Annotated in this window: 12 protein-coding genes; 3 read left to right on the forward strand and 9 right to left on the reverse strand. The window is 67.8% G+C overall.

Annotated features, from left to right (window positions below; translation table 11 throughout):
* From ACLML9_RS24695 to ACLML9_RS24730, 8 genes are all read right to left on the reverse strand, one after another.
* The coding region (locus ACLML9_RS24695) for a VOC family protein (protein WP_411947760.1) at positions 1–345 on the reverse strand (345 nt) is incomplete at its 3' end.
* Positions 346–350: 5 nt separating this feature from the next.
* On the reverse strand, positions 351–731 hold the full coding sequence (locus ACLML9_RS24700) for a helix-turn-helix transcriptional regulator (protein ID WP_411947769.1): 381 nt from the start codon (positions 729–731) through the stop codon (positions 351–353).
* A gap of 65 nt (positions 732–796) precedes the next feature.
* Positions 797–2,119: an amidohydrolase gene (locus tag ACLML9_RS24705; RefSeq protein WP_411947761.1), complete on the reverse strand. Its 1,323-nt coding sequence runs from the start codon at positions 2,117–2,119 to the stop codon at positions 797–799.
* Between the two features lie 30 nt (positions 2,120–2,149).
* Entirely contained in the window at positions 2,150–2,872 is a 723-nt protein-coding gene (locus ACLML9_RS24710; protein ID WP_411947762.1) for a trimeric intracellular cation channel family protein, read from the reverse strand.
* A 116-nt stretch (positions 2,873–2,988) separates the two neighbouring features.
* Complete coding sequence (locus ACLML9_RS24715) at positions 2,989–3,693, reverse strand: CE1759 family FMN reductase (protein ID WP_411947763.1); 705 nt, start codon at positions 3,691–3,693, stop codon at positions 2,989–2,991.
* Positions 3,690–4,142 carry a MarR family winged helix-turn-helix transcriptional regulator gene (locus ACLML9_RS24720; RefSeq protein ID WP_063057817.1) on the reverse strand — a complete coding sequence of 151 codons (453 nt, stop codon included), beginning with the start codon at positions 4,140–4,142 and terminating at the stop codon, positions 3,690–3,692. Before ACLML9_RS24720 ends, ACLML9_RS24715 begins: the two co-directional genes overlap by 4 nt.
* The gene (locus ACLML9_RS24725; protein ID WP_411947764.1) at positions 4,139–5,314 is read right to left on the reverse strand and encodes an LLM class flavin-dependent oxidoreductase; all 1,176 of its coding nucleotides are present in this window, start codon (positions 5,312–5,314) and stop codon (positions 4,139–4,141) included. Before ACLML9_RS24725 ends, ACLML9_RS24720 begins: the two co-directional genes overlap by 4 nt.
* Positions 5,315–5,352: 38 nt before the next feature.
* Positions 5,353–5,739: a hypothetical protein gene (locus tag ACLML9_RS24730; RefSeq protein ID WP_411947765.1), complete on the reverse strand. Its 387-nt coding sequence runs from the start codon at positions 5,737–5,739 to the stop codon at positions 5,353–5,355.
* 130 nt (positions 5,740–5,869) lie between these two features.
* Here ACLML9_RS24730 and ACLML9_RS24735 point away from each other — a divergent pair, with 130 nt between their 5' ends.
* The 3 genes from ACLML9_RS24735 to ACLML9_RS24745 all read left to right on the forward strand — a co-directional run bounded on the left by ACLML9_RS24735 (position 5,870) and on the right by ACLML9_RS24745 (position 10,174).
* Entirely contained in the window at positions 5,870–7,234 is a 1,365-nt protein-coding gene (locus ACLML9_RS24735) for a cytochrome P450 (RefSeq protein ID WP_411947766.1), read from the forward strand.
* Positions 7,235–7,769: 535 nt separating this feature from the next.
* Entirely contained in the window at positions 7,770–9,008 is a 1,239-nt protein-coding gene (locus ACLML9_RS24740) for a hypothetical protein (protein WP_411947767.1), read from the forward strand.
* Between the two features lie 299 nt (positions 9,009–9,307).
* A complete protein-coding gene (locus ACLML9_RS24745; protein WP_411947768.1) occupies positions 9,308–10,174 on the forward strand; it encodes an LLM class F420-dependent oxidoreductase in 867 nt (288 codons plus the stop codon).
* 102 nt (positions 10,175–10,276) lie between these two features.
* Here the strand turns inward: ACLML9_RS24745 and ACLML9_RS24750 are convergent, their stop codons facing one another.
* Positions 10,277–10,873, reverse strand: coding sequence for a HEAT repeat domain-containing protein (locus ACLML9_RS24750; protein WP_411947770.1), 597 nt, complete (start codon positions 10,871–10,873; stop codon positions 10,277–10,279).
* Positions 10,874–10,944: the final 71 nt, after the last annotated feature.

Genomic DNA, 10,944 nt, shown 5'->3' on the forward strand with positions numbered 1-10,944 from the left:
GTACGGCTGTTCGGTGGGTTCCTGGACCACTTCCACATCACCGGCCTGGAGGCGTTCGAAGGTGCCGTCGAGGTCTTCGGTGGCGAGGTTGATTCCGGCGTAGGTGCCCTTGGCCATCATTTCGGCGATGGTGGTGCGTTCTTCGTCGGTGATGCCGGGGTCGGCGGCCGGTGGGTGCAGCACGATGGAGGTTCCGGGTTGGCCGGCGGGGCCGACGGTGATCCAGCGCAGGCCGTTGTAGCCGACATCGTTGCGGATCTCGAAGCCGAGGGTGTCGCGGTAGAACCCGATGGCGGCTTCGGGATCGTCCTGGGGCAGGTAGCTGGCGTGAATGGTGATGTCCATGCCGCTCACGCTAACTGTGGGGTGGTCACCGGGGCTTCTCGATTCCTGATCGGTCTGGTCACCTGTTTGGCCGTGCACGATGGGATGCCGGCGGTGGCGTCGGCTTGTTGGCGCCGGTAGGCGCTGGGCGGCATGCCGACGAGTTCGGTGAAGCGGGTGCTGAAGGTGCCCAGTGAGGAGCAGCCGACGGCGAAGCAGACTTCGGTGACGGTGAGGTCGCCGCGGCGCAGCAGGGCCGTCGCGCGTTCGATGCGGCGGGTCATCAGGTATCCGTACGGGGATTCGCCGTAGGCGAGGCGGAACTGGCGGCTGAGGTGTCCGGCGGACATGTTGACACCGCGGGCGAGTGCCTCGACGTCGAGTGGTTGCGCGTATTCGCGGTCCATCCGGTCGCGGACGCGGCGTAACAGCGCGAGGTCGCGGAGGTGTTGATCCGCGGTGGGTCTGCTGGTCACGTGGCCGATCGTCCCATATCGTGCCCGGGTTGCCCAGTTCCCGGTGGTGGGTTGCCGGCGTCGTCCGCGGTGCCGAGCCAGGCGAGCGCGGCGACGATGACCGCGGTGACTCCGGTGTCGAGGGTGGGTTGCAGTACGGGCGCGAACCGGGAGCTGTGGTTGACCGGGATGTCTTGGAAGAGGGTGCCTTTATCGACGGCTTCGGCGAAGGCGGCCGGGTCGGTGCCGCCGAGCCCCCAGTAGGTGAACGGGACGCCGAACGCCGCGGGTATTTCGCTGATGTCTTCGCTGGCGGTCTGGGGCTCGATGGTGTGGGCGGCGGCGCCGAAGGCGGTGGTGAAGGCTGCGGCGACCCGGCGGGTGGTTTCCGGGTCGTTGACGGTGGGCGGGAACGTCGTGATCCGCTCGAAGTCGGGTTCGCGTGGGGCGCCGGCTCCAGTGGCTTCGGCGCGCACGATCCGTTCGATGGCGTTGAGGACGTGCTCGCGGACTTCCGGCTCGTAGGTGCGGATATTGATTTCGAGTACGGCGTCGTCGGGGATGAGGTTGGGTCCGGTGCCGGCGTGGATGCTGCCGACGGTGACGACCGCGCGGGTGGTGGGCGCGATCTCCCGGGATACCACGGTCTGCAGGCGCAGCACGCACATCGCCGCCATGACGACCGGGTCGACGGAGGCCTGGGGTTGGGAGCCGTGGGCGCCCCGGCCGTGCAGGGTGACACGGAGGCTGTCGGCGGCGGACAGGAACGGTCCGGGGCAGGTGCCGACGGAGCCCGCGGGATAGGGCAGGACGTGCTGGCCGAGGACGACGTCGGGGGCGGGGATCTTGCCGGTGAGTCCGTCGGCGACCATGGCGCGAGCACCGTCACCGTTCTCTTCCGAGGGCTGGAACAGCGTGATGAGCGTGCCGTGCCAGGCGTGCCGGGCCTCGGCCATCAGGCGGGCGGATCCGAGGAGGCAGGCGACGTGGACGTCGTGTCCGCATGCGTGCATGACCGGTTGTGGGACGCCGCCACGGTCGACGGTGGCGGTGGAGGCGTAGGGCAGGCCGGTGGCTTCCTCGACCGGCAGGGCGTCCATATCGGCGCGCAGCAGCACGGCGGGGCCGGGGCCGTTGCGGAGGACGCCGGTGACTCCGGTGCCGGCGATGCCGGTAGTGACGTCGTAGCCGTAGTCGCGCAGCGCGGTGGCGGCGAGCGCGGCGGTGCGGTGTTCGCTCATGCCGAGCTCGGGGTGGGCGTGCAGGTCGCGGTAGTGGTTCTCGATCTCCTCGCGGGCGGCGTCCAGGCCGGTCAGAACAGTGGCGGCGTCACGCTTCATCGGTAGTGCCTCTCCGCTCGGGGTCGGGTGTCAGCTGCTGTCTTCGGTGCCGGGGTCGCGGGTACGGCCGCGACGGGTGGTGCGGACGCCGCGGACGGCGGCGGCCAGGCGGGTGTGTGGCTGCCAGTCCAGGCCGTTGGGCAGGCCCCAGTCGTAGTGGACAGCGGCGAGGCGGAGAGCGAGTGAGAAGACGATGCCGGCGACGATGCCGATCGCGGGCGCGCCGAGGTAGGTGCAGACGACCATGGTGCCGGCGACCACGGCGGCGACGGTGGCGTAGAGACCGTTGCCGCCGAAGACGGCCGGGACCCGTCGCAGGAGGACATCGCGGGTGGCGCCGCCGCCGACGGCGGTGGTGATGCCGAGCAGTACGGCGGGGAGCCAGCCGAGGCCGGCGGCGAGGGTTTTCTGTGCGCCGGTGACCGCCCAGAATCCGATGACGGCGGCATCGAGGGCGGTGAAGAGGCGGTCCCAGGCGTGTTCGCTGAGATGGATGAGGAACGAGATGAGCGTGCCGCCTACGGCGGTGGGCAGGTAGGCGTAGTCGGTGAGTGCTACCGGGGGGCCTTGCTGGAGCAGGGTGTCGCGGATGATGCCGCCGCCGAGGCCGGAGACGATACCGACGACGAGGAACCCGAACAGGTCGAGTTTCTCGGTACGGGACACCGCGCCGCCGAGCATCGCGCAGGCGAAGACGCCGGCGAGGTCGAGATATCGCGTGACCTGGTCGATGGTTTCGGCGGGTGCGGTCACCGCAGCAAACTAACACGCGCGAGCGCGGGTTCTCGGCGGTGACGTGTACCGGGCAGGTGGGCTCGCGGGGCCGCGCCGCGGGCTGTGACGCCTCCGCGGCGCGGGCAGCTGTGCGGTCAGGCCCGGGGTTTCACCGTCGCTCCCCCACCGGCGGCCAGCCGCATGAGGTCGGTGTCGAGGTCGACGCCGGTTTCGGTGCCGCCGGCGCTGCCGAAGCTGTGCTGGTAGCTGTTCCACGATTCGTCTTTGACCTTGTGCGCGAAACCGCTCTCCATCAGCAGCACCAGTTCGAGGGCGGCGCGGTCGATGCGTTTGTCGAGGTCGGTGTCGCTCCAGTCCTCGGAGGCGGCGAACAGGGAGGTGGGCACGGTCATGGTGCGCAGGAAGGCGAACAGGGCGCGCATCTGTTCGTCGACGACCAGGGCGTGCCGGGAGCTGCCGGCGGTGGCGGCCAGGATCACCGGTTTGGCGATGAGCAGGTCGTTGTCGAGGACGTGGAAGAAGGAGGTGAGCAGTCCGCTGGGGGCGGCCTTGTAGACGGGGGCGGCGACGATCAGGCCGTCGGCGGCGCCGAGTGTTTCGATGGCGGCGGTCATCTTGGGGCCCATGAGCTGGGAGACCAGCGCGGTGGTGATCTCGGTGGCGAGTTCGCGGAGGTCGATGACGTGCACGGTGGCGGTGGCGCCGCGCCGGCCGGCGAGGGTGCCGACGCGGGCAGCGACCCGGTCGGCGAGCATGCGGGTCGAGGACGGGTTGCTGGTGCCGCCGCTGACCACGACCAGCCGGTAGGGGGTGGTGCCCTGGCCGTTGGTGGTGTTCATATCTCGTTCCTTTGCGTGGTGTCGGCGAGTTTGCCGCAGAGCTGTTCGAGGGTGCGTAGTTCGTCGTCGGTGAGGGCGCCGGTGAGGGCGCGGGCGACGCCGACGGCGTGGCGGCCGCCGATGCGGCGCTGCCGGGTCCGGCCCTCGTCGGTGAGCGAGAGCCGGACCCCGCGGCCGTCGTGCGGGTCGGGGGTGCGTTGCACGAGGCCGCGGTCGACGAGCCGGTCCACCATCCGGGACAGCGCCGGCTGGGTGAGCAGGACGTGCCGGTTGAGTTCGGCGGGGCGGATGGGTTCGGGGCATTTGGACAGCGTGTAGAGGACGTCGTATTCGCGCATGGTGAGTCCGTGCCATACGTCCTGGGCCGCGAACTGTTTCATCAGTACCGCGTGGGCGGTGAGTACCGCTTCCCAGGCGTCGTTGGCGAGCCGTCCGCTGGTTCTGGTCACTTGTCGGCCGGGGTCTTCGCGGTGTCCTGGTAGGGGCTGGCGCCGGCCAGGTTGTCGCCCTGGTTGGCGTGGGGGCGGGCCTGCCGGGCGGGCTCGTCGCCGTATTCGGCGGCGACGCGGGCCCGATGGGTGGGCGCCGGGGCCGATTCTGGGTCGCGGCGGGCCTCCAGTTCCTTGCGCAGGATCGGCACGACTTCCTCGCCGAGCAGGTCGAGCTGGTTCAGCACGGTTTTCAGCGGCAGTCCGGCGTGGTCCATCAGCCACAGCTGGCGCTGGTAGTCACCGAAGGTGTCGTGGAAGGTGAGGGTTTTGTCGATGATCTCCTGCGGGCTGCCGACCGACAGCGGGGTCATTTCGGCGAAGTCCTCCAGGGAGGGGCCGTGACCGTAGACGGGGGCTTCGTTGAAGTAGGGGCGGAATTCGTTCCAGGCGTCCTGGGACTTCTTGGCGATATAGGCCTGTCCGCCGAGTCCGACGATGGCCTGCTTCTTGGTGCCGTGACCGTAGTGTTCGAAACGCTGCCGGTAGAACTCGATGAGCTGCAGCGAGTGCGCGGTGGGCCAGAAGATGTGGTTGGCGAAGAAACCGTTGCCGTAGTAGGCGGCCTGTTCGGCGATTTCCGGGGTGCGGATGGAGCCGTGCCAGACGAACGGGGGCACACCGTCGAGCGGACGCGGGGTGGCGGTGAAGCCCTGCAGCGGGGTGCGGTAGCTGCCTTCCCAGTCGACGACGTCCTCGCGCCACAGCCGGTGCAGGAGGTTGTAGTTCTCCAGCGCCAGTGGCAGGCCCGCGCGGATGTCCTTACCGAACCAGGGGTAGACGGGGCCGGTGTTGCCGCGGCCGAGCATCAGGTCCATGCGGCCCTTGGACAGATGTTGCAGCATGGCGTAGTCCTCGGCGATCTTCACCGGGTCGTTGGTGGTGATCAAGGTGGTCGCCGTGGTGAGGATCAGTCGCTCGGTGGTGGCCGCGATATGGCCGAGCAGGGTGGTCGGTGAGGAGGAGAAGAACGGCGGGTTGTGATGCTCGCCGATGGCGAAGACGTCGAGGCCGACTTCTTCGGTTTTCCGCGCGATCTGCACGATCGCGTCGATCCGTTCGGCCTCGCTGGGCGTCACGCCGGTCACGGGGTCGCGGGTGATGTCGCTGACCGAGAAGATTCCGAACTGCATCGTGTGTCACTCCCACCGTAGGTTCTATGCGTTTGCATCTACTTGAACGGAGGGGTGTGCGGGGTTATTCCTCGTGCGAGTACAGGCTGGTGGCGCCGCCACGCGTCGAGAACGGGTGCGAGTTCGGTGGGTGTGTTGCCGTGCAGGATCACGCCGTCGGCGCCGGCCGCGAACTGATCGGCGATCCGGCTCGCGCACTGTTCGGGAGTGCCGGTGGCGGAGGCGGCCGTCCACTCCGCGGGGAGCAGTTCTTCGACTGGTGGTGAGGTGGGAGTCGAGCAGGGCGCGCCGATCGCGGGTGCTGACGTCGAGGATGGAGGAGCCGGCGGGTTCGGCGACCCGGCGCAGTTGACGAGTACGTCGACGGCACCGAAGGTGCGCACGCAGGTGTCGACGAGTTCGGTGGCGGTGGATTCGCCGGACAATATGGCATCCCGACAGCGCGCCAGGGATGGAGAGAGGTGACACGCCTTGCTTGCGCGCAACATCCCGTAGTACTGTCCAGACAGGTGTCTACCATAGATCCTGGACAGTAATCTGGGGAAGGATTTCCACATGACTTCGGTGAAACCGCCGCGGGTGTCCGGAGGCGAACACGAACACGGCCACCTGGAGGAATTCCGGACCGACCCGATCGCGCTCATGCGCCGGGTGCGGGCGGAATGCGGTGACGTCGGCCAGTTCGAGCTCGCCGGACGCCACGTCGTCCTGCTCACCGGCGCCGAAGCGAACGAATTCTTCTTCCGTGCCGCCGACTCCGACCTCGACCAGGCCGCCGCCTACCCCTTCATGAAGCCCATCTTCGGCGAGGGCGTGGTATTCGACGCCAGCCCGGAACGGCGCAAGGAGATGCTGCACAACTCCGCGCTGCGCGGCGACCAGATGCGCGGGCACGCGGCGACCATCGAGAAAGAGGTCGACCGGATGCTGGCGGGCTGGGGCGAGGAAGGCGAGATAGACCTGCTCGATTTCTTCGCCGAACTCACCATCTACACATCCTCCGCCTGTCTGATCGGGACGAAGTTCCGCGAGGAACTGGACAGCCGGTTCGCGCACCTCTACCACAACCTGGAACGCGGTACCGACGCGCTGGCGTATGTGGACCCGTACATGCCGATCGAGAGCTTCCGGATCCGCGACGAATCCCGGGCCGCGCTCGTCGAACTCGTCCAGGAGATCATGAACGGGCGGATCGCGAACCCGCCCGCCGACAAGGACGACCGCGACCTGCTCGATGTGCTGGTCTCGGTGCAGAAAGAGGACGGCACCCCGCATTTCAGTGCCGGCGAGGTCACCGGCATCTTCATCTCGATGATGTTCGCCGGCCACCACACCACCTCCGGTACCGCCGCCTGGTCGGTGATCGAATTGCTGCGGCATCCGGAAGTGCTGTCCGCAGTCGTGCAGGAACTCGACGAGCTCTACGCCGACGGTCAGGAGGTGAGTTTTCACGCGCTGCGCCGGATTCCGCAGCTGGAGGCGGTGCTCAAGGAGACGCTGCGGCTGCATCCGCCGCTCATCATCCTGATGCGGGTGGCCCAGGGCGAGTTCGAGGTGTGCGGGAACCGGATCGAGCCCGGAGATCATGTGGCCGCCACCCCGGCGATCTCCAACCGGCTGCCCGAGGATTTCCCGAACCCGGACAGTTTCGATCCCGGCCGCTATATCGACCCCAACCAGGAAGACCTGGTCAACCGCTGGACCTGGATCCCGTTCGGGGCCGGACGCCACCGCTGCGTCGGCGCCGCCTTCGCGCTGATGCAGCTCAAGGCGATCTTCTCGGTGCTGCTGCGGGACTGGGAATTCGAGATGATGCAACCGTCGCAGTCCTACCGCAATGATCACTCCAAGATGGTCGTCCAGCTACAGCAGCCGTGCCGGGTGCGGTATCGCCGCCGGAAGAAGGCGGGGACGCCGTAGTATCGGCCGAATTTCGGGCGGATATGGCGTAGCGGGCTGGTAGAGCAGGTTTTCGTGTTCGGGGTGCGGGGCGGGTGGTTGGTGCTCGGCTTGGCTGCCGATGAAGGTTGATCGGCGTGCTGGAGGTCAGGGTTCGTGGCGCGGGTGTTCGCGGACGAGGAGTTGGAACGCCTGCGGGGGTTCCCGGTGATCAGCCGCGAGGAGCTGTTCCGTTCTTCACGCTGACCCCAGGGGACCGGGCGTTCGTGGATCCGGCCGTGGCCGAGGATCCGGCGTGTGGTTGCCAGTAGTCCCCCTCATCTGCGCGGGCCGGCCGTCGATCTCTGCGGCTTGTGACAGCTTCAGGAGTTCTGGGCCATGTCGGCCCCGGCGGCGGACCAGGCCAGGTTGTTCTACTGTCGTGCGAGCTTCCGATGACCGTGCCCTGTGATCTCGCAATGAATCGGATACGGGTTCTGTCTTATGATCACCGAACAAACCGGTTGATCCAGTTAAGGTTCGAAGTTTGCGGAACGATCGTATAGGTCCAGAGCTCGTGAGGCGGCTCAAGGAGGCCGCAGACAAGGCAGCCGAGGCCGCGGCCTGCTCGTTACGACGGATCAGCGCCGGGTTGGACGCCACACGACGGGGGATCAACACCGCGTCGGAGCGCGCGGCCGCCACCATTCCCCGGGCCGGAGCGGGAGAATTACCGGGGCGACCCCACGTGACAACCGGTCACGGGGCCGCAGATGTAGTCGGCCGGGGTAACCCGGCGTTCCTCGCCGCACGGGCCCGCTACACCGCCAGAGCGCATCAGCAGCTGCGGGCCGACCCCGGCGCGGCTGCCGTGATCGGGCACGAGTTCCGCCGCGACGTGCATCGGGCCTACATGGACACCCGCTCCACCGACCGAGTCCTGTCCCCGGCCGCAATCGAGAAACTGGAGCACACAGCCCGCTACGAGGCCGCCCGTGGCTGGCTAGCGGTGACCAACGGGTTCCGTGTAGACCTGGTGGTACACCGTGCCCTCGCCACCGCCCGCGCGCGCGTGGCCCGGGGAGAGCCCGCCGTCCCCTCTTCGGTCGGGGAGGCACCCGGCACCAACCACCCCGTCCTGGGCCCGCATAAGCGTTTCCAGCACGCGTTGCTGCAGCTGCTGAAGAACGACGCCGACGAGTTCTGGGACCAATGCCGACCCGGTGGCCGATACGCGAACTACCATGCCGAGCTCCTCCGCTCGAGGCAATTCGACGAACAGGTGAAAGACACCTGGTACGCCGACTTCGAGCGGGCCATGCAGAAGGGTGGAGCCACCCCGGGCCAATACACGAGCAGAGACAACTTTTTCCGGGATCCGGGCGACGACAGCAAAGCGGACCTGCACAAAAGCTTGGGAAAGCAGACGGAGACCGCCGCCAGACTCGTCGGTCTCTTCCACTACGCCGACCCGTCCCTTTCACCGGAGATCAAGCAAGACCTGTTGCAACGCTCGATCCCCGCACTGGCGGAACGTGCGATGCTGCCGAGAGGCACTCTTGCGCGCATCCAAGGTCCATTCACGACCGAGGTCAGCAAGCTCGACCCAGACCCCGACATCCTGCACAGCGGGGCCCGTTCGGCGCTGAACCTGCAGCCCGGTGCCCCGGTACGTGCGCTCGAAACCTCAGGATTCACCTCGATGGGGCACTGCCCAGCGCCCAACCTCACTGCCCCCGACGGTACGTCCAGCACCACAGCACTACTCCAGCTCTCCGAGTTGGTAGCCCCCGAAACCTACTACCGGTCCCACTGAACCCCTTCTCCTTTCCTCCCCGCGACCGTGTGGCGGCGGTCGCCGAACCGCCGGTATCGAACTCGTTCAGTGCTGCGGACCGCCGAAGCTCTGCGAGGTACCTGGTGTGTTCAGTGTGATTGCGCTGATCTCATATCAGGCGCTGCCGCTGGGACTGCTGCCGGATACAGGATCTCTCGGTTGCGGGCGGCGCCGGGAATACAACCCGCGACCCACCATCACGACTTGGCCTGAAGCGCTCTCCAGGTCGTAGCGTGTGCTCGACGGATAAACCACCACGACAAGGGGAGACGAATCCGATGGAACTCGGGTTGCACATTCCGATCTTCGAAATCGACGGCGGTACCGGCGCCATCGCCGGTGAGCTGGCACTCGTCGGCGCGGCGGCGGAGGCGGCCGGGGCGACCTGGTTGTCGTTCATGGACCATTTCTTCCAGATCGAACCGACCGGGCTGCCCGCCGAGGCGAACATGCTGGAGGGCTACACCAGCCTCGGTTACATGGCCGCGCACACCTCCACGCTCGAACTCGGCCTGCTGGTGACCGGCGTGACCTACCGGCACCCCGGTCTGCTCGCCAAGATCGTCACCACCCTCGATGTGCTCTCCGGCGGCCGCGCCGCGCTCGGGATCGGGGCCGCCTGGTTCGACCGCGAACACCACGGGCTCGGTGTGCCGTATCCACCGGTCGGGGAACGGTTCGACCGGCTGGAGGAAACGCTGCGGATCTGCGCGCAGATGTGGGATCCGCAGAACAACGGGCCGTTCGAGGGCAAGTATTATCAGCTGGCGGAAACCCTGTGTTCGCCGCAGCCGCTGCACCGGCCCACCGTGCTGATCGGCGGCGGTGGGGAGAAGCGCACGCTGCGGCTGGTGGCCCGCTACGGCGACGCCTGCAATCTGTTCGCCTCGAGCACCGAGGAAGTCGCGCACAAACTCGATGTCCTGCGCCGCCACTGCGACGATCTGGGCACCGATTACGACCGGATCCGCAAAACCGTGCTGGCGGGCAGCCCGGACCCCACCGCACACGACGATTTCGTCCGTCAGATGGCGGGTTACGCCGAACTCGGCGTGCACACCGCGATCGTCATGCCGCCCGGCGGGGCCCCGGCCGGGTGGGTGGACACATTCGCCCCGGTGGTGCCGAAGCTCGCCGAGCTCTGACGTTTCCTGCGCCGTCCCGGTGGTAGTGTCCGCGCCGACCGACCGCCCGCCACAGTGTCGACCACCGGGACGGCGCAGGAACAGGGCCCCGCTTTCGCGGGGTCACTCACCGGAGGCCGGCGGCAACGACGGCAGACTGTCACGAACCGATCCGACGTGGGGGCGCTGCAAGGGCCACCGAAGCACGATTACCGACAATATTCCGTCGATGACCGGCATATCGTCGACCAGCGCCGGCGGAACCGGTTGCGCGGCGAGCCGGCCCAGCATGTTCAGCAGCAAGCTGCCTGCGTGTTCGTCCATGCTCGCGACACGTTCGGCCACGATCCCGAGTTGCGCCCGGTCGCCGAGGCGATATGCGACCATCCGGACATCCGCGCCGAACGCGGGATCGTCCCCGTACTCCTCGGCCAGCGCGGCGATCTCGCCCCGCATCAACGATTCGTCGGATTGCAGCAGCGATTCGAGCGCATAACGGCAGACCGGTATCTCCTCGTCGTCGTCCCGTATACAGGCGAGCAGTTCCAGTCCCGCCTGCCCCGGGTAGTGCCCGAGTGTCTCCGCTGCCGACTCCCGCACCAGCCATGCGTCGTCCGCCCGCAACATCCTGACCAACTCGTCGACCGCGGGTTCGTAGTGCACAGTGCAGAAAGCTTCTACAGCCTCGGCGCGGACGATGTCGTCGGCATCGGCAAGCATCGACACGGGGGCGGCCCGTCCGCAGCGGGCCGGTCGCCGCCCAGGTATCCGACCGCTCGGACCGCCGCGGC

Source organism: Nocardia sp. NPDC002869 (genome assembly GCF_046764065.1).
GTDB classification, from domain to species: Bacteria; Actinomycetota; Actinomycetes; order Mycobacteriales; family Mycobacteriaceae; genus Nocardia; species Nocardia rhamnosiphila.

Bases quoted from the DNA above. Each gene is read 5' to 3' on its own strand.
- ACLML9_RS24725 (WP_411947764.1), bottom strand. From the start codon at position 5,314: ATGCAGTTCGGAATCTTCTCGGTCAGCGACATCACCCGCGACCCCGTG.
- ACLML9_RS24700 (WP_411947769.1), bottom strand. From the start codon at position 731: ATGGACCGCGAATACGCGCAACCACTCGACGTCGAGGCACTCGCCCGC.
- ACLML9_RS24715 (WP_411947763.1), bottom strand. From the start codon at position 3,693: ATGAACACCACCAACGGCCAGGGCACCACCCCCTACCGGCTGGTCGTG.
- ACLML9_RS24750 (WP_411947770.1), bottom strand. From the start codon at position 10,873: ATGCTTGCCGATGCCGACGACATCGTCCGCGCCGAGGCTGTAGAAGCT.
- ACLML9_RS24705 (WP_411947761.1), bottom strand. From the start codon at position 2,119: ATGAAGCGTGACGCCGCCACTGTTCTGACCGGCCTGGACGCCGCCCGC.
- ACLML9_RS24735 (WP_411947766.1), top strand. From the start codon at position 5,870: ATGACTTCGGTGAAACCGCCGCGGGTGTCCGGAGGCGAACACGAACAC.
- ACLML9_RS24745 (WP_411947768.1), top strand. From the start codon at position 9,308: ATGGAACTCGGGTTGCACATTCCGATCTTCGAAATCGACGGCGGTACC.